Genomic DNA, 19,237 nt, shown 5'->3' on the forward strand with positions numbered 1-19,237 from the left:
GCGGACATGTCTGTGTGCCGTCATTTCTTGCGCATCAACCCGATAAAGAACAAACCACCGAGAGCGGCGGTGGCGACGCCGATGGGCAGGTCTTCCGGGGCGATCAACGTGCGTGCGGCGACATCGACCCACACCAGAAACACACTGCCGAGCAACACGCACACCGGCAGCAGGCGTCGATGTTCTGCACCGATCAGACGCCGGGCAATGTGTGGCACCATCAGCCCGACAAACCCGATGGAGCCGCTGATCGATACCAATACCCCGGTCATCAGCGAAGCAATCACGAATACCCGCAGACGCACCGCCCGGGCATTCAGACCGAGGGTGACAGCGGTCTGTTCGCCGGCCATCAAGGCGTTCAGCGGGCGGGCCATGCCGATCAGCAGAATCAACCCGAGCAATACGCTGAGCGCCGGCACCGCCAACAACTCCCAGCGCGCGAGACCGAGCCCGCCGAGCATCCAGAACATCACCGCCGAACTGGCCCGGTGATCGCCCATGAACAACAGCAGATTGGCGATCGCCATCATCACGAATGAGACTGCCACACCGCACAGCAGCAGACGATCGCTGTCCAGCCGACCTTGGCGGTTGGCGATTCCCAGCACCAGAAACATGCTCGACAATGCGCCGATGAACGCGGCAATCGGCAAGGTCAGCAGGCCGACGATTTCACCGACATGCAGTACCACGATCACTGCGCCGAGGGTGGCGCCGGAAGTGACGCCGAGCAGATGTGGATCGGCCAGTGGATTACGCGTCACCGCTTGCAGCACCGCGCCGATCAACGCCAGCCCGGCACCGACCAATGCACCGAGCAACATGCGCGGCACGCGGATCAGCCAGACGATGTGCTCCTGGCCGGCGCTCCAGTCCGGAACGCCAAGACCGAACATTTTATGCAGCAGAATCCGCCACACCACGTCCACCGGAACCCGCGCCGGGCCGAAGCCCAGCGACACCACGCACGACACCAGCAGCACGGCGCCGAGGGCGAGCAGCAGCCAGCCGTAACCACGATTGATCATGCGCCGTGGAAACCTTTGGCCAGGGTTTCAACCGCCAGCACGTTGTCGATCCCCGGCGTGGCCTGCACGTAAGGGATGACGATGAAACGCTGGTTTTTGATCGCGTCCACCGATTGCAGCGCCTTGTTCTTCAGCAGGAATTCAATCTTCTGCCCGGCAGTGATTTCGCTGTAATCGACGATCACGATCACCTGCGGATTGCTTTCGACCACGGTTTCCCAGTTGACCCGGGTCCAGCTCGCTTCGACGTCATCAAGCACGTTGCGCCCGCCAGCGGCGTCGATCAGCGCTTGCGGCATGCCGAGGCGGCCGGAGGTCATGGCGCGGTCTTCGCCGCTGTCGTACAGGAACACTCGCGGTTTTTCGGCGGGCAAGTCTTTGCGGATTTGCGCGACCTGATTTTGCATGTCGGCGATCAACGCGTCGGCGCGGTCCTGCACGTCGAAGATCTTGCCCAGGTTGCGCAGGTCGTTGTAAGTGTCCTCCAGTGTGGCGGCCGGGCGCTTCATCACGAAGGCGCAGGATTCGGTCAGTTCATAGACATTGATACCCAGCGGTTGCAGGGTCTGCGGCGTGAGATCGCCGCCGACGCGCATGCCGTAATCCCAACCGGCGAAGAAGAAATCGACGTTGGCGTCGAGCAACGTTTCCACCGACGGATACTTGGCCGCCAGTTCCGGCAAGCCGTCGAGCAGGCTCTGCATTTGCGGCGTTACCGATTTCCAGCCACTGACACCGCTGTAGCCGGCCATCTTCGACTTGAGGCCGAGGGCAAGCATCATCTGGGTCATGTTGATGTCATGACTGACCGCGTGTTTCGGCGCTTCCTTGAAAGTCACTTCGCGGTTGCAGCTGTGGATCGTCAGCGGGTACTTCGTGGCCTCGGCGAAGGCGTGGGTGGTGCCCAGCAGCAGAGCGAGGCAAAGCAGGGAGCGCACAATCATGGTCGGGTTATCCAGGTGATTCGCGGGTAGCCGTGGAGGGGGTGTGGATCGATCAATGCTTCGACGCCGAACACGTCGCGCAGCAGTTCGACGGTCAGCACTTCTTGCGGGGTACCGCTGGCGACGACGCGACCGTGATTGATCACGTACAGGCGGTCACAGAACGCGGCGGCCAGGTTCAGGTCGTGGATGCTCGCCAACGTGCCGATCCGCAAACGCTTGACCCGCTGCATCAGTTCCAGCTGATAGCGCGGATCGAGGTGATTGGTGGGCTCGTCGAGGATCAGCAGTTGCGGTTGCTGGGTCAGGGCACGGGCCAGGATCACCCGCTGTTTTTCACCACCGGACAGCGTGGCGAACGCGTGGTCTTCGAAGCCGTCCATGCCTACGGACTTGAGGGCTTGGGTGGCGAGATGGCGATCTTCCAGCGTGTCGCCATCGAACAGGCCCTTGTGCGGCGTGCGCCCCATGGCGACCACTTCCTCGACGGTCAGACCGAAGGTGTCGGGGAATTCCTGCAGGACAACGGCGATACGTTGTGCGCACCAACGCGAGGATTGCCTCCACACGTTGTGGTGGTCGAGTCTGACCTCACCGCGTTCCGGCTGGCTGAAGCGGTAGGCACAGCGCAACAGGCTGGTCTTGCCACTGCCATTGGGCCCGATCAGCCCGACGAATTCACCGGCGGCCACGTGCAGCGACGCATCACTCAGCCGGAACGGGTGATGGCAGTATCCATGGCCCAAGGGGGACCAGGCGAGATCGGTGAGCGTCAGTGAAGTCATGTGTTGTTCAGCTTGAAGTCCATGAAGTGAGTCCGGCCGTTCCATTGCCCGCAGCCGGTCAGCGCAAAAGAAAGCCCGCAGCGGGGGCGGCGGGCAATGAGCTGAAAATGGGTTATACAGTAACACTTAAATCGACCGAATATCAGGTCCGCCAGTTTAAGGACTTGTCTGAATCGTGCATCTCGCCGGTCTCATGATGATGTTGAGGCCGGTTCAGTTTGCCGGCCCAGACGTGACAACAGCAGTCGGTCCAGCAACCACACCACCACCAGCGAAGCGCCCACCAGTGGAAACACCACCGCCAGCGCCAGCATGATCGCCACCCCGGTTTTCCATTTCGGCAGGTCGTGGCGCAGCGGCGGGACGCCGAATTTTCCCTGCGGGCGACGCTTCCACCAGATCACCACGCCGCTGATGGCGCTGAGCAGGATCATCAGGCAGATCAGCAGCACGATGATCTGATTGAAGGTGCCGAACATCTTGCCTTCGTGCAGCATCACGCCGATCTCGGTGGCCCGGGCAACGGCGCCGTAGTGCTCGAAACGCACGTCGGCCAATACTTTGCCGGTGTACTGATCGACGTGCAGGGTCGCATCGTTGCGCGGGTCGTCGGCGAACACGGCGATGGTGAATACACCCGTGGCGGTGGTCGGCAGGGTAATGCTGTAGCCCGGTTCGACCTTGCGCTCGATGGCGATGTCCTGCACGTTCTGCAGACTGACCATCGGCGCGGCGGGACCGTGTTGCATGCCGCCGTGGGCCATGTGTTCGGCGTGGTCGCCGGACATCGGCATCGGGGTATTTTCCATCGCCCAGGGTACGGTCTGGCGGGCGGCGTTGTTGAGGCTGCCGGCCTCGACGTCAGAGGTCGGCACGTTATTCCACATCGCCGCCGGGAACACGTTCCACACCTGGGCGTACTGTTTGCCCCAGAAGCCGGTCCAGGTCATGCCGCTGAGCAGCATCACCAGCAGCAACGCGGCGCCCCAGAAACCGGTGACCGCGTGCAGGTCACGCCACAGTACGCGGCCGCGACTGTTCAGGCGCGGCCACAGAATCCCCGCGGCCTGACCGCGCGGCCACCACAGGAAAACCCCGGACACCACCAGCACCACGCCCCAGCCGGCGGCCATTTCGATCAGTCGGTCACCGACGGTGCCGATCATCAGTTCGCCGTGAATCGCCCGGGCGATGGCTTGCAGGTTCTGCTTGGCATCCTGCTCGCCGAGGATGTCGCCGTGGTACGGATCGACGAACACGTTCAGCTCATGGCCGGCATTCTTCACCACGAATTGCGCGCTGCGTTCGGCGTTCGCGGGTGGCAGGTACTGGGTGACCTGGCCTTGTGGATAAGCGCTTTTGACCTTTTGCAGCAGGTCATCGGCCGGCACGGTGTGATGACCGGCCGGGACGTTCAGCAGGCTGCTGTACATCAGCGAATCGAGTTGCGGCTTGAACAGGTAAATGATGCCGGTCAGGGCCAGCATCACCATGAACGGCGCGACGAACAATCCGGCATAAAAATGCCAACGCCAGGCCAGGTTGTAGAAATTCGGTTTGGGCTGTTTCATCACGAGTGCTCCGCTTGGCTTGGATCTTCTGGTTGTCTGTTGTCACTCGCTCCCTCAAGGGGAGCGAGTGCCCTTGAGGGTCAGAAACTCATGTCCACCTTGGTCCAGAGCGTGCGCCCCGGTTCGTTGATGGCTTGCGGGTCGTTGGCCGGGTAGCCGAACCCGGCGTTGCCCGCCAGGTTGAGGTGTTCGGCGTAAGCTTTGCCGAACAGGTTGTCGACGCCGGTGCTGACCTTCCAGTTCTTGTTGATCCGGTAGGCACCGTTGAGCGAGAACACGCCGAAGCCCGAACTCTTGTCGTAATCCTTGCCGACCACGTTGCCCTTGTTCTGGTCGATCCGGTTTTGCGCGGCCACCACCCTCCACAGTGCACCGGCGCTCCAGTTGTCTTCGCTGTAGGTCAGACCGAAACGGGCATCCAGTGGCGGCATTTGCGGCAAGGCCTTGCCGTCGCTGCTGTTCTTGCCCCAGGCGTAGGCCAGGGTCGCATCGGCTTTCCAGTTGTCGGTGAGGTTGTACGCGGCACCGAGTTCACCGCCCATGATCCGCGCGTCGATGTTTTCGGCGCGGGAAGTGCTCATGCCCATCCTCGTCGGGGTGTAGTCGAACAGGATGTAGTCGCGCACCACGCCGATGTAGCCCGAGGCCCAGGCTTCGAGGTCGGCGTCCTTGTAGTTCACGCCGAAGTCGAGTTGGGTGGTCTTTTCCGGTTTGATCGAATCGAACGCATTGACCGAACCCGTCGGCCCGGACTTGGGCGAAAACAGCTCCCAGTAATCCGGGAAGCGCTGTGCATGGCCGAGACCGGCATAGAGCGTGGTCGGGCTGTCGGCCAGGTCATGCTCGTAACGCACGAAGCCGCTGGGCAGGGTGTCGGCGCGGGTATCGCCGGCAGTCGGATTCGGGCGGGACATCATTCCCGAACCGGTGGTCTGCCGGAAATCCTTGGCCGAGGCGCGGTCGACCCGGGCGCCGGTGATCAGCCGGTCGCGGTCGGCGGCGTACCAGGTCATTTCGCTGAACACGCCGTAGTTATGGAAGTCGGCGTCCTTGGTGTACGGCTGATCCTTGTAGGTGTCGATGCCCATGCCGCTGCGCTGACGGTGTTCGTCGGTCTGCGCATCGAGGCCGGTGATCAGCTGGATATCGGCCCAGCGCCAGGTGGCCTTGATCCGCGCGCCGAGGGTGCGACGGTCGACGTTGGACGCCATGGGACCGGCCATCATCCCGGTGCCGGACGGCGTGCGCAGGGTGTAGTTGTCCATCACGTGGTCGGCGTAGTTGTAGTAGACCTGCGCTTCGAACTTCTCCAGTACGTCGGTGATGTTGGATTTCTCGAAGCGCAGCCCGAGGCTTTCGCGCAGGAACTGCGAGCCGTCCATGCCGCGCCCGGCGTAGCGCGCTTCGCCGTCGCCCTTGCCGGCGGTCAGTTCGATCAGGGTGTCGGCGTCTGGGGTCCAGCCCATTGCCACGTCGCCGTTCCACTTGTCATAGCGCGAGGCGACGGTGTCGTTGTTGCCGTCGCGGTAGTCGTCGGAATGCGCGGTGTTGCCGATCACTCGTACGTAGCCCGACGGGCCGCCGGCAGCGGCGTCCACGACTTTGTCGAAGCGTCCGTTGGAGCCGGCCAGCACGCTGGCATTCACCCGTGTGCCGAATTCGCCGAAGCTTTCCGGCTCGCGGTCGAACAGGATCGTGCCGGCTGAGGCGCCCGGCCCGTAGAGCACGGTTTGCGGGCCTTTGATCACGGTGAGTTTGTCGTAGGTCTCTGGCGAGATGTACGAGGTCGGCGCGTCCATCCGGCCGGGGCAGGCGCCGAGCATCATGCTGCCGTTGGTGAGAATGTTCAGGCGCGAACCGAACATGCCGCGCAGTACCGGATCACCGTTGGTGCCGCCGTTGCGCACCAGGGCGAAGCCGGGAATGGTCTTCAGATAGTCGCCGCCATCGCTGGCCGGCACCGGTTGGCGCGGATCTTTCGGGTTGGTGACGATGGTCAGCGGCGAACTCGGGGCAATGGCGGTGATCACCGTCGGGCTCAATTCCTCAGTGTGGCCTGCGTGCGCATCGGCCAGCACCAGCGGGGAAAGCAGGACGCCGCAAAGGACGGCGGTAGCGTGCCTGAAACGGATGCGCGATTCGTTCAGGACGAAGGACGCCTGGGCAGAACCCGAGTATGGGACAGCAGAAAACCTGGACATGATAATTTCCATCAAACAGTCGTAAACGACACGGTCGGCAGCCTGAAGCTGTCTTCTCGACCGTGTGCAATCAGTGGTGGGTGTTTACGCTGCGACGGGAGGGGCGCGGCTGCGGGCGCCGGGGAAGAAGGTCTGGCGGGCATGGCCCAGATGCGGGGAGGGCGGGGTGAAGGTATTGACGAAAGGAATGCTGAACGTGGCAAAACTGCCGCCGCCGGTCAGCGCCGGGCAGTTGAACAGCAGGCTGCAATAGCCGCATTTTTCCCACAGCACGTGGTGCGAAGATTGCGGCGGGCAGTGTTCGGCCGCGGGTTGCGCTTCATGCGCGGAATGATCCATGCCGGGCATGGCCATCGACATGTCCATGCCCGGCATGGATGTCGAGGCGTGCCGATCCATCGGCATCGACTGAGAAATCAGCGGGCCGATAAAAATCATCAACATGGCAAACAGGGCGATCCAGCTGCCGCGTGTCAGGTATTCGGTCTGACGGCGTTGCACGGATCCCCTGGCGCTGCGCGGGCGCACGGGCGGAGTCTGCCGGAACGGTTATTGGGTGTGCGCGTGTTCCGGCATGTCCTGCGGTGGTTTCTTCTGCACGGCGACTTCCACTGTTACGTCTCCGGCCTTCTCGAAATGCATCGTCAGCGGGAAGCGCTTGCCGTCGCTCAGCAGGCTGCGGTCGGTGGGGTTCATCAGCATCACGTGATAGGCCATCGGGGCGAAGATCACGTTTTCACCAGCTGGAATCGACACGCTCGGCACCTGTTGCATCTTCATCAGATCGCCCTGCATCACATGCTCGTGCAGTTCTGCTTTCGGGGCGATGGGCGAATCGACGCTGAGCAGGCGGTCAGCGCTCTTGCCGTTGTTGTGAATGATGAAATACGCGGCAACGGTCGGCGCATTCGGCGGCAGTTCCTGTGACCACGGGTGGGCGATTTCCAGCTCGCCGGCCTTGTATTCGTGGGCATGGGCGAAGCACGCAGGCAGCAACAGCGCAGCGATGACGATGAATTTGTTCAGCATGGCAGTTCTCCAGAACGATTTGAAACGCAGGTCAAATGCGGGAACAAATCAGACCAGAGGGGACGCACGGGGATTGAGGTTTGGCCATTGCTGGCGCGGTGTCGGAGTTTGCAGCACGGCAGGCGCCACGCTGTGATTGCTTTCGTATTGCGCGAAATACAGCTGCGGCGAATGCCCCGGCAACGCCACCACCGGCGCCGATCCGGAACAGCACCAGCAATGCTGCATGGTCGAATGGTTGTCGCCGCTTTGCGGCGCTTTCTGATCGAGGTTGCCGATGTCGATCGCCACCATCTTCGTGCCGCTGCCGGTGCAGAAACTGCTCCACAGCAACTGCTCGGCCGGCGTTTGCGCCGCTTGCGCCATCGCGCCCGTCAACGGCATGGCAAGCATGTTGAACAGCACTGCGAAGCAGGCGATCCAGGCAATTGCGAGCCGGCGTCGGTTCATGGGACAGGTCCGTAGGGTGGGCAATCAGGCGTGGCTATTTAGCCTGATCAGGGCCGATAAGTAAAAACGCGGTGTGCGGTTTGGTGTCGCAGCGCACTTTCAAGAGAGTGTAGCGGCTCGAAATTGCATTGCATGGGACCTGCGTCAACAATTGAACCGGTCGCGAGAGGTAAAAAAATCAGCCTCGATCACGTTTTTCAAGAGCCGAGATGGTTTCATCAACCGTCCAAAACTCCCGATCAACCCCCGCCAACCCTGGCCGCTTCAACACTATCACCGGCACCCCAAGCTCTCGCGCCACTTCCAGTTTCGGCTCGGTCGCGGTGCTGCCGCTGTTCTTGCTGATCAGCACATCGATCTGCCGTCGTTCGAACAATGCCCGTTCATCCTCCAGCAGAAACGGTCCCCGGGCGCCGATGACTTCGCAGCGTTCGTTGCCGGGATAAACGTCGAGGGCGCGCAGGGTCCAGAACTGGTGTTCAGGGATTTCGTGCAGGTGTTGCAGCGGTTCGCGGCCGAGGGTGAACAGGGGGCGGCGGAAAGGTTCGAGGGCGGTGATCAGTTCGGCCCAGTCGGCGACTTCGCGCCAGTCATCGCCCGGCTGTGGTTGCCACGCGGGGCGGCGCAGGGCCCAGCAGGGGATGCCGGTGAGTTGCGCGGCGGTGGCGGCGTTGTGGCTGATTTGCGCGGCGTACGGATGGGTCGCGTCCAGCAGCAGACCGATGCCTTCATCGCGAACAAATTGCGCCAGCCCTTCTGCGCCGCCATAGCCGCCGACGCGCACCCGACAGGTCAGATCGGTCGGGACCCGGCCCACCCCGGCCAGGCTGTAGATATGCTCCGGCCCCAAATTCCGGGCGATGGCCAGCGCTTCGGTGACGCCGCCCAGCAATAGAATCCGTTTCATGCAAACGCTCCTGCATGACCGACGATGCCGCCCTGACGATCAATCGCAAACACCTCGACCTGCACCTGCGCGGGCACCACGCTGCGGGCGAACTCGAGGGCGTGGCGACAAACTTCATCACCCAGGGCAACACCCGCCGCACTGGCCATCGCCAATGCCTGCTGGCTGGTGTTCGCCCCGCGAATGGCTTGTTGCAAGGCGTCATCGGCGCCAATTGCCGCCGCCCATCCGGCCAGTTGCGGCAGGTCGATGCTCGAATGACGCGAATGCAGATCCATATGCCCCGCCGCCAATTTGCTGATCTTGCCGAAGCCGCCGCACAGGCTGAGTTTATCCACAGGCACTTTGCGCAAGTGCTTGAGTACCGCGCCGACGAAGTCGCCCATTTCGATCAGGGCGATTTCCGGCAGGTCGTAGACCCGGCGCATGGTGTCTTCGCTGGCGTTGCCGGTGCAGGCGGCGATGTGCAGGTAGCCATTGGTTTTCGCCACGTCGATACCCTGATGGATCGAGGCAATGTACGCCGCGCAGGAAAAAGGCCGGACGATGCCGCTGGTGCCGAGAATCGACAGGCCACCGAGAATGCCCAGGCGCGGGTTCATGGTCTTCAGCGCCAGGGCTTCGCCGCCCTCGACATTGACCGTCACCTCGAAGCCGCCGCGATAGCCGGTTTCAGCGGCGAGCAGCATCAGGTGATCGCTGATCATCTTGCGCGGCACCGGGTTGATGGCCGGCTCGCCAACGCCCAGCACCAGTCCTGGTCGAGTCACGGTGCCGACGCCTTTGCCGGCGATGAAGCGGATTCCCGGCTCGGTCAGCAACCTGACCTGCGAGTAGAGCAGGGCGCCGTGAGTCACGTCGGGATCGTCGCCGGCATCCTTGAGGGTTCCGGCTTCGGCGCCGTCCTCGGTCAGCCGACAGAATTCCAGACGCATCTGCACCTGTTTGCCTTTGGGCAACACGATCTGCACGGCGTCCGCCACCACGCCGCCAAGCAGCAGGCGGGCGGCGGCGAGGCTGGTGGCCGTGGCGCAACTGCCGGTGGTCAGGCCGCTGCGCAGGGCCGCGGGTTGTTCGGCGGTTTCGTCACGCATCGAGGGGTTTGACCAGATCGAGCAAGGTGATAGGCAGGGCCTGACGCCAGGTGTCGAACTCGCCCAGCGGTTGCGCCTGGGCGATGTGGATGCGGGTCAGCTCGCCGCCGTGGTGTTCGCGCCAGTTCATCAAGGTCATTTCGCTCTGCAGGGTCACCGCGTTGGCCACCAGGCGGCCGCCGGGTTTGAGTTGCGCCCAGCAGGTGTCGAGCACGCCTTCGCGGGTCACGCCGCCACCGATGAATATCGCGTCGGGACGCTCCAGGCCCGCAAGGGCTTGCGGTGCGCTGCCGCGAATCAGTTGCAGGCCGGGAACGCCCAGCGCATCACGGTTGTGCTCGATCAATTGCTGACGACCTTCGTCGGCCTCGATCGCCAGCGCGCGACAGCTCGGGTGTGCGCGCATCCACTCGATACCGATCGAGCCGCTGCCGGCGCCGACGTCCCACAACAATTCACCCGGCATCGGCGCAAGGCGGGCGAGGGTGATGGCGCGCACGTCGCGTTTGGTCAACTGGCCGTCATGTTTGAACGCAGTGTCCGGCAGGCCGGCGAGCCGTGACAGGCGCGGTGTCTGCGGATCAGCGAGGCACTCGATGGCGATCACATTGAGGTCGGCAATGGCCGGATCGGTCCAGTCGTTGGCGATGCTGTCGATGCGGCGTTCGGTGCTGCCGCCCAGATGTTCCAGAACGCTCAGGCGACTGGCACCGAATCCGCGCTCGCGCAGCAATTGTGCGACGGCTGTGGGGCTTTGCCCGTCATTGCTCAGCAGCAACAGGCGCACGCCGCTGGACAACTGAGCGTTGAGGGCTGCAAGCGGGCGCGCCACCAGCGACAACACATGGACGTCCTGCAACGGCCAGCCCAGACGGGCTGCCGCCAGCGAGCAAGAGGATGGCGCCGGCAGTACCCGCATCTCTGTGCCCGGAATCTGACGAGCGAGGCTCGCACCGACGCCGTAGAACATCGGGTCACCGCTGGCCAGCACGCACACCGCTTCGCCGCGGCGCTCCAGAACCGGGGCCAGCGAAAACGGGCTCGGCCACAGCTGGCGCTCGCCACGGATGCACACCGGCAACAGATCCAGCTGGCGCTGGCCGCCGATGATCCGTGAAGCGTCCATCAGGGCGCGCCGGGCGTTCTTGCCCAGGCCCTTGAAGCCGTCTTCACCGATTCCTACTACTGTCAGCCAGGGTGACATCTGTAGCCCTCAAGAAAGTGTCCGCAAACGAGTTGTTCCGACGGGCAGACTTTTCATGCCGTCGGACAAAGCAGGCATAATACCGCGCCTTCGCCCACGAAGCGCCTTTCCCACTGAGCCGGCCAGCCCCTTGAACGAACGCCCGATGTCCACAGCCATACGCCCCTCGGCCTGCCCGGGGTTGCTGCGTATCGTCCAGGCGCTGGATGGCGGTATATGCCGGATCAAGCTCGATGGCGGTTCGATCACCGCCGATCAGGCCGATGCACTGGCCAATGCCGCCGAACGCTTTGCCGGCAGGGTGATCGAGGCGACCAACCGGGGCAATCTGCAGATCCGCGGCATCGGCGACCAGTCCGCCGCGCTGATCGACAGCTTGCTGGCCGCCGGTCTCGGCCCACGTACCGCAGCGGGTGACGACGTGCGCAACCTGATGCTCAGCCCGGCCGCCGGGATCGATCCGCAGATGCGTTTCGACACACGTCCATTGGCCGGGCAGATCCTCGAGACCCTGCAAAGCCATCCGCGTTTCCATGAACTGAGCGCCAAGTTCGCTGTGCAACTGGACGGCGGTGAAGCACTGGCGATGCTCGAACATCCCCACGATCTGTGGTTGTCGGCATACGAAGAGCACGGCGATACGCTGCTGGCGTTCGGTCTGGCGGGTTGCCCGACGGATCGACCGCTGGCTGGCGCGGCACTCGCGGACGGCCATGCACTGGTGGTGGCGGTGCTGGAACTGTTCCTCGATCTGGCCCGGCCGGAGCAGACGCGAATGCGACATCTGCTGGATGAGTGCCCGGCTCCGGTGGTCCTGGAAAAACTCGGTCAGCGGATCAGGCTGCAGAGCGTCGGCGACTGGCAGCGCGAAGCGGCGCCGGAAGGTCTGCACCTCGGAGTCCATCCTCAGCCATTGGCCGGTCAAGTGTATGTCGGCGCCGCACCGGCCCTCGGTCGCCTCGATCCGGTCATGCTGCGTGGCGCCGCGCAACTGGCCAGAACCTTTGGCGACGGCAGCCTGCGTTTCACCCCTTGGCAGAGTCTGTTGGTGCCCAATGTGCGTGAGGCAGATGCCGCTCAAGTGCTCGATGCCCTGTGCAAGCTGAACCTGCTGACCCGGATTGACGACCCGTTGTCGCGCCTGATCGCCTGCACCGGCTCCAATGGCTGCGGCAAAGGCCTGGCCGATACCAAACACGATGCCCGCCTTCTGGCTACGCTGTTGCCACACGCCGTGGATGTGCACCTGTCCGGTTGTTCGCGGTCATGCGCTGCCGCACACCGTGCCCCGGCGACGCTGCTGGCGGTCGCACCCGGTCACTACGATCTCTATTTTCGCGATGCAACGCAGCCGGGTTTCGGCGCGTTGTACGCTCACAACCTTACTATCGAAGCGGTCGCGACCCTGCTCGCCGATCGCTCACGGAGCCCCCTTGATGCTTGATTACATCCGCGACGGTCAGGAGATCTATCGCAACTCCTTCGCGATCATTCGCAGCGAGGCCAATCTGGCGCGCATCCCGGCCGACCTGGAAAAACTCGCAGTGCGGGTGATCCACGCCTGCGGCATGATCGAAGCCATCGACGGGCTGCAATTCTCCGAAGGCGCCGGCAAGGCCGGGCGCGATGCGCTGGCCGCCGGCGCGCCGATCCTGTGCGATGCGCGGATGGTGTCCGAGGGCGTGACCCGTGCGCGCCTGCCGGCCAACAACGAGGTGATCTGCACCCTGCGCGATGACAGCGTGCCGGAGCTGGCGCGTGAGCTGGGCAACACCCGCTCGGCGGCGGCGCTGGAGCTGTGGCGTCCACATCTGGAAGGCAGCGTGGTGGTGATCGGCAACGCGCCGACCGCACTGTTCTATCTGCTGGAAATGCTCGACGCCGGTGCGCCGAAACCGGCGCTGATCCTCGGCTTCCCGGTGGGTTTCGTCGGCGCAGCCGAATCGAAGGCCGAGCTGGCCGCCAACAGCCGTGGCGTGCCGTTCGTGATCATGCAGGGCCGCCTCGGCGGCAGCGCCATGGCCGCCGCCGCGGTCAACGCACTTGCCACGGAGATCGAATGATGCAGGCAAAAGGACGTTTGATCGGCCTGGGCGTCGGCCCCGGTGATCCGGAACTGATTACCGTCAAGGCTCTGCGCCTGCTGCGCGAATCGCCGGTGGTGGCGTATTTCGTGGCCAAGGGCAAGAAGGGCAATGCGTTCGGCATCATCGAAGCGCACTTGCAGGACGCGCAGAAACTGCTGCCGCTGGTGTACCCGGTGACCACTGAAGTGCTGCCGGCGCCGCTGTCCTATGAGCAGGTGATCAGCGATTTCTACGATGACGCGGCAGAGGAAGTGGCCGCGCATCTGGATGCCGGTCGCGACGTGGCGGTGATCTGCGAAGGTGATCCGTTCTTCTACGGCTCCTACATGTATCTGCACGATCGCCTCGCCAGCCGTTACGAAGCCGAAGTGGTGCCGGGCGTCTGTTCGATGCTGGGCGGCGCGTCGGTACTGGGCGCGCCGCTGGTGTATCGCAATCAGAGCCTGTCGGTGCTGTCCGGCGTGCTGCCACATGACGAACTCAAGCGTCGTCTGGCGGACGCCGATGCGGCAGTGATCATGAAGCTGGGACGCAATTTCCCGAAAGTGCGTGAGGTGCTGGGTGAGCTGGGACTGGCCGGACGGGCGCTGTACGTCGAGCGTGCGACCATGGCCAACCAGAAGATCGTGCCGCTGGACGAGGTCGAGCCGATGTCGTCGCCGTACTTCTCGCTGATCATTGTTCCCGGCGAACGGTGGCAAGGCTGATGACTCAATCCACACCGGCCATCGTCATTCTCGGCCAGGGCGCGCTGGCCACGGCCCGTCGCCTTCAGCAGGCCTATCCGGGTGCGCAGATCCATGGTCTCTGCGGACGCGTCGAAGGCGCCGATCTGACTTACAGCGAGTTCGGCGCAACCCTGCGCGAGCTGTATCGGCAAGACACACCGATCATTGCCCTGTGCGCGGCGGGGATCGTCATTCGCACCCTGGCGCCGCTGTTGCTGGAGAAGGGCGTCGAGCCCCCCGTGCTTGCCGTAGCGGAAGACGGCAGCGCCGTGGTGCCGCTGCTCGGCGGCCTCGGCGGGGTGAATGTCATGGCCCGCGAGATCGGTACGGCGCTTGAAGTCGCAGCGGCTATCACCACCAGCGGCGAATTGCGTTTCGGCACCTGTCTGCTCAATCCGCCCGGCGGTTATACCCTCGGTGATCTGGAACAGGGCAAACGTTTTGTCTCCGATCTGCTGGCCGGTCACAGCGTGCGCATCGATGGCGACGCGCCGTGGCTCGATCAGGCGCAACTGCCGCAAGACCCGCAGGCGCAGCGCTCGATTCATGTCGGCAGCGATGCCCGGATGGCAAGCGCCAGCGAGCTGCTGATTTATCCGCGCAGCGTGGCGGTGGCGGTCGGTGCCGATGTGGCCGACCTGCCGGATGCGATTCGCAAGGCGTTGCGGCAGGCCGGTGTGGCGATTCAGTCGCTGGCCTGTCTGGTGGCGGCAGACGTTCACATGGCCAGCCGGGCATTGCGTGAAGCCGCGCTTGAATTGGCCGTGCCGCTGCGCTTTGTGGCGCCGGCAAGTGACATGGCCGAGCTGGCCCGCCATGCTGTCCCCGATGCCCGGATCATCGCGACCGCCCACGATATCGCCATCGCGGTGGCCGAGCAGCCGCTGGAGGTTTCGCAAATCGGCCGCCCGCGCGGACGCCTGGCCGTCATCGGTCTCGGTCCTGGCGCCGCCGAATTGATGGTGCCGGCGGTGAAGGCCGAACTGGCCCGGGCCACCGATGTGCTGGGTTACGAAACCTACGTGCGCATGGCCGGCCCGTTCCGCGATGACCAGGTGCAGCATTGCACCGACAACCGCGAAGAGATGCAGCGCGCCCGTCACGCCTTCAGGCTGGCTGCAGAGGGCCGTTCGGTAATCGTCGTTTCATCGGGCGATCCGGGCGTGTTCGCCATGGCAGCGGCGGTGCTCGAAGCGCTTCACGAGTCGACGGATCCGGCGTGGCACAGCGTCGAACTGGAAATCCTGCCGGGGGTTTCCGCGTCACTCGCCACCGCCGCTCAGGCCGGTGCGCCGCTGGGGCATGACTTCTGCGTGATGTCGCTGTCGGACAACCTCAAGCCGTGGTCGATCATCGAGAAGCGTCTGGATCTGGCTGCCGAGGCGGATCTGGCGCTGGCGTTCTACAACCCGATCTCCCGTGCCCGTCCGTGGCAATTGGGACGAGCGCTGGAAATCGTCGCCCGACACCGCACGCCGCAAACGCCAGTGGTACTGGGCCGTGACATCGGCCGTCCGGGGCAGACACTGCGGGTGACAACACTTGGCGCACTGACACCGGATCAGGTGGACATGCGCACGATGGTCCTGATCGGTTCGTCCACGACCTGCACTTTTCCTCGCGCCGAAGGCGGGGAGTGGGTGTATACGCCGCGCTGGTATGGCGAGAAACCTGGTACCTGAGGCATAAAAAAGCGGCTCTTCGGAGCCGCTTTTCAATTCAGGGATGGCGAGTCAACCCAGATACCCCTTCACCCCGGTAAAGATGATCTGCGCAGCCAGGGCACAGACAAACAATCCCATGAGCCGACTGACGATCTGCAAACCCTGATCGCCGAGAATCCGCTCGATCCGGTTCGACAGATACAACACCACGCCGACGGTAAAACTGGCGAGCGCGATACTCATGATCGCGATCAGCTTGTCGTCCCAGTGCGGCTGGCTGACACCCATCACCAGCAGCGCACCGATCGTGCCGGGGCCGACGGTCAGCGGGATGGTCAGCGGGACGATGGTCACGTCCTGCTGCACATTGTCGGCCTGCACCGCCGGCTTGCCCTGGGCCATGCCCAGCGCCGAGATGAACAGCACGCTGCCGGCACCGATGCGGAAGGCGTCCACCGTGATGCCGAATATCTCAAATATGAATCGCCCGAACAGATAGAGCAGGACGCTGGAAACCAGTGTGGCGATCGCCACCTTCCAGGCCAGTCGGCGTTGTTCCTTGCGCGAATAACCCCGGGTCAGACTGATGAAGCAGGACAACACGAAGAACGGGCTGTAGAGCACCAGCATCTTCAGGTAAACGCTGAACAACTCATGGAGCATGATTGAAACTCGCGCCGACGAAAGTTGAACGGAGTCTATCAGGCGGCTCTGGCTTGATCACACGATGTTCCAGTCGAAGACGTGAGTACTGACCGGGGTCAGGGAGTACGGGCTGTCGTGCGATTGTGCTGATCACGCTGGGCCACCCAGTGCTCGATCAGCTCGCGCAGTTGCGACAGCTCCACCGGTTTGGCCATGTGGCCGTCCATGCCGGCCTGACGTGCGCGTTCCTTGTGCTCGGCGAGGATGTGCGCGGTGAGTGCGACGATCGGCGTACGGATGCGCTGATTGCCGACTTCCCAGGCCCGCAGTTGCTGGGTCGCGGAAAAACCGTCGAGGATCGGCATTTCGCAGTCCATCAGCACCAGGTCGTAGCGCTGGGCTTTCATGGCCTGCAAGGCTTCCTCTCCATTGCTGGCGGTGTCCGGTTGCAGGTTGAGCTTGCCGAGCATGCCGCGGATCACTTTGGTGGAAATCGTGTTGTCTTCGGCCACGAGGATGCGGAAGTCGCTCGGAACCTTGACGGTCGTGGCCGGGCCGGTGACTTGAGGCTGGAACACGACCTGGCCGCGATTGCGCTGGTTCAGTTCGTCGGCCAACGTAGTCTTGAGGGTATAACCGGCCACCGGTTTGGCCAGGATGCGTTTGATCCCCGAGTTGCGCGCGATGATCTTGCTCGGCGCGTTGCTGATGCCGGTCAGCATGATCAGCAGGATGTCGTGATTCAGGCTTGGGTCTTCCTTGATCTTGGCAGCCAGTTGCATGCCGGTCATGCCCGGCATGTTCTGATCCAGCAGGACCACATCGAAATAGTCGCGCAAATGGGCCTTGGTGCGCAGCAGCGCCAGTGCTTCCTTGCCTGAAGGCACGGCGCTGACGTTCAGGCCCCAGGCGCTGCATTGTTGCACCAGCACCTTGCGGCAGGTTTCGTTGTCGTCGACCACCAGCACCCGCGCACCCTGCAGCGGGCTGTCGAGGTCGGAGGTCGGATGCTCCAGGCGATCGGGATCCAGGGGCAGGGTCAGCCATAGTGTGCTGCCCTGGGAGCCGCCACTCTTGATACCGAACTCGCCCTGCATCAGACGAATCAATTGCCGTGCGATCACCAGCCCGAGATTGCCGCCCAGCCGGTTGGCCGACAGGAAATGCTTGCTGTGCAGTTCGGCGTGCATCAGCGCGTCGCGCTCTTCCTGATCCATCGGCTGACCGCTGTCCTGCACGGCGATGCGCAGGCGCGGCCTGACGCTGCGTTCATCGAGGGCGACCACCACCAGCACTTCGCCTTCCTCGGTTTTCTTCAGGGCGTTTTCCAGCAGGCTCAGCAAGGTCTGGCGCAAGCGCGTCGGATCACCGCTGATGACCCGGGGCACCTGCGGCTGAATGAAACTGATCAGTTCCACGCTCTGCTGTTCGGCCTTCGCCCGATAGATGCTCAGGCAATCGTCGATCAGGGCGTTGAGATCGAACTGCACGTCGTCCAGCTCGATCTGTCCGGACTCGAGCCGGGAGATGTCGAGGATCTCGTTGATCAGGGTCAGCAGTTCGTTGCCGGCGCTGTGAATGGTCTGCACGTAGTCTCGTTGCTTGACCGACAGCGGCGTGCCGAGCAAAAGCTCGGTCATGCCCAGCACGCCGTTCATCGGGGTGCGGATTTCGTGGCTGATCTTGGCCAGGAACTCGGCCTTGGCATTGATCTCGGCGTTGCTTGCGGCAAGGTCGCGGCTGATGCTGAAACGGCTTTCGGTGATGCTGCGCTGGCGTTCGCCCAGGGCAATGCTCATCAGCAGTCCGCTGATGCAGATAAAGCCCATCAGCGTCATGATCAGACCTTGCGGCGCCACCAGGGTCAACCCCAGCAGCGCCGGGAGGATGATCAGCGTGCCGATGTTGAACACCACCATCGCGGCGACGAACAGCCGGGCAGGGCGGTAGCCTTTCTGCCAGTGATAGAAACCCACCAGCAGCATGCTCAGCCCGGCCAGCGCCACCAGTGCGTAGGTGATGATGTTCAGCGGCAGGGTGTTGACGAACAACAGCAGCAGGCTGCAGATCACGATGAGCAGGATGTCGCCCAGCAGCAGCTTGTTCAGCGGATGTTCGCCGAGCGGAGCGAAGAAACGGTAGGCGAACATCAGGCCGGCCGGGGCCGTCAGCAACAGGGCCAGATAGGCGCCGGGGGTCTGGATCGCATGCCAGTTCGGCAGCCACGGACCGGCCAGGTTGAGCAGCAGCAACAGGCTCAGACTCAGCAGGCCTTCGCACACCGCCAGCCACAGGCTGCTGCGCGAGCGGGTGTAGGCGTAGCGGATCAAGTTGTGCAGGATCAGCATGCCGAGGCAGCCGAACAGCAGCCCGTAGATCAGCGTCTGGTTATGGTTGGCCGCGCCCATCACCGCCGATTGCAGGGTGATGTAGGGGCGTAACTGGTGTTCGGAGACCAGTCGCAGATAAACGTCGAGGGGCTTGTCGCTTTGCGGCAGCGGCAGCAGGAAATCGCTGCTGGGCAGAGGGCGCTCGGCCTGTGCCTGCCTTGTGCCGGTTTCCCGTTGCTCGATCAGTTGTTCGCCGTCCAGTACGTACAGATTGAGGTGCGACAGGTCGGGGGCGAAGATCCGCAGCACTTGTTCGTGCTTGCCGGGAGCGAGTTTGAAGCGAAGCCATAATGCGCCATCGGGTTCGGCTGCGGTCAGGCGGTCGAGCTCGATGGGACTGAATTGGTTGGTGTAGCGGGCGGAGCGGATATCACTCAGCTGAAGAATGCCCTGATCGTCGAGCAATATCGACCAGCCACTGCCTTGCGCGGCCTGGGCCGGAAGCATGCAGAGCAAGGTCAGCAAGGTGACGGTGAAGCCTATGGCAATCCTGAGCCAGCGCACGGC

The 19,237-nt window shown here is 63.4% G+C and carries 17 protein-coding genes; 4 read left to right on the top strand and 13 right to left on the bottom strand.

Going from position 1 to position 19,237, the window contains the following annotated elements:
• Positions 1–20 precede the first annotated feature (20 nt).
• The 11 genes from ACK6BI_RS01180 to cbiE all read right to left on the bottom strand — a co-directional run bounded on the left by ACK6BI_RS01180 (position 21) and on the right by cbiE (position 11,216).
• Positions 21–1,031, bottom strand: coding sequence for a FecCD family ABC transporter permease (locus tag ACK6BI_RS01180; RefSeq protein WP_409315678.1), 1,011 nt, complete (start codon positions 1,029–1,031; stop codon positions 21–23).
• Positions 1,028–1,975, bottom strand: coding sequence for an ABC transporter substrate-binding protein (locus tag ACK6BI_RS01185; RefSeq protein WP_409315679.1), 948 nt, complete (start codon positions 1,973–1,975; stop codon positions 1,028–1,030). Before ACK6BI_RS01185 ends, ACK6BI_RS01180 begins: the two co-directional genes overlap by 4 nt.
• Positions 1,972–2,760 (bottom strand): ABC transporter ATP-binding protein, encoded by a 789-nt coding sequence (locus ACK6BI_RS01190; RefSeq protein WP_409315680.1) that lies wholly within the window; start codon positions 2,758–2,760, stop codon positions 1,972–1,974. The genes ACK6BI_RS01185 and ACK6BI_RS01190 overlap by 4 nt, the downstream gene beginning before the upstream one ends.
• A 191-nt stretch (positions 2,761–2,951) precedes the next feature.
• A complete protein-coding gene (locus ACK6BI_RS01195) occupies positions 2,952–4,331 on the bottom strand; it encodes a PepSY-associated TM helix domain-containing protein (protein ID WP_409315681.1) in 1,380 nt (459 codons plus the stop codon).
• A gap of 80 nt (positions 4,332–4,411) precedes the next feature.
• Positions 4,412–6,532: a TonB-dependent copper receptor gene (locus tag ACK6BI_RS01200; protein ID WP_409315682.1), complete on the bottom strand. Its 2,121-nt coding sequence runs from the start codon at positions 6,530–6,532 to the stop codon at positions 4,412–4,414.
• Between the two features lie 84 nt (positions 6,533–6,616).
• Positions 6,617–7,060 carry a DUF2946 domain-containing protein gene (locus ACK6BI_RS01205; RefSeq protein WP_409315683.1) on the bottom strand — a complete coding sequence of 148 codons (444 nt, stop codon included), beginning with the start codon at positions 7,058–7,060 and terminating at the stop codon, positions 6,617–6,619.
• A 21-nt stretch (positions 7,061–7,081) separates the two neighbouring features.
• Entirely contained in the window at positions 7,082–7,561 is a 480-nt protein-coding gene (locus ACK6BI_RS01210) for a copper chaperone PCu(A)C (protein ID WP_409315684.1), read from the bottom strand.
• 48 nt (positions 7,562–7,609) lie between these two features.
• The gene (locus tag ACK6BI_RS01215) at positions 7,610–8,011 is read right to left on the bottom strand and encodes a DUF2946 domain-containing protein (protein WP_409315685.1); all 402 of its coding nucleotides are present in this window, start codon (positions 8,009–8,011) and stop codon (positions 7,610–7,612) included.
• A 178-nt stretch (positions 8,012–8,189) separates the two neighbouring features.
• On the bottom strand, positions 8,190–8,918 hold the full coding sequence (locus ACK6BI_RS01220; RefSeq protein WP_409315686.1) for a cobalt-precorrin-6A reductase: 729 nt from the start codon (positions 8,916–8,918) through the stop codon (positions 8,190–8,192).
• Positions 8,915–10,012, bottom strand: coding sequence for a cobalt-precorrin-5B (C(1))-methyltransferase (locus tag ACK6BI_RS01225; RefSeq protein WP_409315687.1), 1,098 nt, complete (start codon positions 10,010–10,012; stop codon positions 8,915–8,917). The genes ACK6BI_RS01220 and ACK6BI_RS01225 overlap by 4 nt, the downstream gene beginning before the upstream one ends.
• Complete coding sequence (gene cbiE / locus ACK6BI_RS01230; protein ID WP_409315688.1) at positions 10,005–11,216, bottom strand: precorrin-6y C5,15-methyltransferase (decarboxylating) subunit CbiE; 1,212 nt, start codon at positions 11,214–11,216, stop codon at positions 10,005–10,007. The genes ACK6BI_RS01225 and cbiE overlap by 8 nt, the downstream gene beginning before the upstream one ends.
• Before the next feature lie 145 nt (positions 11,217–11,361).
• Between cbiE and cobG the strand changes: the two genes are divergently transcribed.
• The 4 genes from cobG to cobJ are packed head-to-tail and all read left to right on the top strand — an operon-like array spanning position 11,362 to position 15,713.
• On the top strand, positions 11,362–12,660 hold the full coding sequence (cobG, locus tag ACK6BI_RS01235) for a precorrin-3B synthase (RefSeq protein ID WP_409315689.1): 1,299 nt from the start codon (positions 11,362–11,364) through the stop codon (positions 12,658–12,660).
• Entirely contained in the window at positions 12,653–13,279 is a 627-nt protein-coding gene (locus ACK6BI_RS01240) for a precorrin-8X methylmutase (protein ID WP_409315690.1), read from the top strand. The genes cobG and ACK6BI_RS01240 overlap by 8 nt, the downstream gene beginning before the upstream one ends.
• Positions 13,276–14,010 (top strand): precorrin-2 C(20)-methyltransferase, encoded by a 735-nt coding sequence (locus ACK6BI_RS01245; RefSeq protein WP_409315691.1) that lies wholly within the window; start codon positions 13,276–13,278, stop codon positions 14,008–14,010. Before ACK6BI_RS01240 ends, ACK6BI_RS01245 begins: the two co-directional genes overlap by 4 nt.
• Positions 14,010–15,713, top strand: coding sequence for a precorrin-3B C(17)-methyltransferase (gene cobJ, locus ACK6BI_RS01250; RefSeq protein WP_409315692.1), 1,704 nt, complete (start codon positions 14,010–14,012; stop codon positions 15,711–15,713). Before ACK6BI_RS01245 ends, cobJ begins: the two co-directional genes overlap by 1 nt.
• 51 nt (positions 15,714–15,764) lie before the next feature.
• Here cobJ and ACK6BI_RS01255 read toward each other — a convergent pair whose 3' ends face one another.
• On the bottom strand, positions 15,765–16,358 hold the full coding sequence (locus ACK6BI_RS01255) for a MarC family protein (RefSeq protein WP_065260272.1): 594 nt from the start codon (positions 16,356–16,358) through the stop codon (positions 15,765–15,767).
• Positions 16,359–16,456: 98 nt separating this feature from the next.
• On the bottom strand, positions 16,457–19,234 hold the full coding sequence (locus tag ACK6BI_RS01260) for a response regulator (protein ID WP_409315693.1): 2,778 nt from the start codon (positions 19,232–19,234) through the stop codon (positions 16,457–16,459).
• Positions 19,235–19,237: the final 3 nt, after the last annotated feature.

Source organism: Pseudomonas sp. KCJK9016 (assembly GCF_046231795.1).
GTDB classification, from domain to species: domain Bacteria; phylum Pseudomonadota; class Gammaproteobacteria; order Pseudomonadales; family Pseudomonadaceae; genus Aquipseudomonas; species Aquipseudomonas bananamidigenes.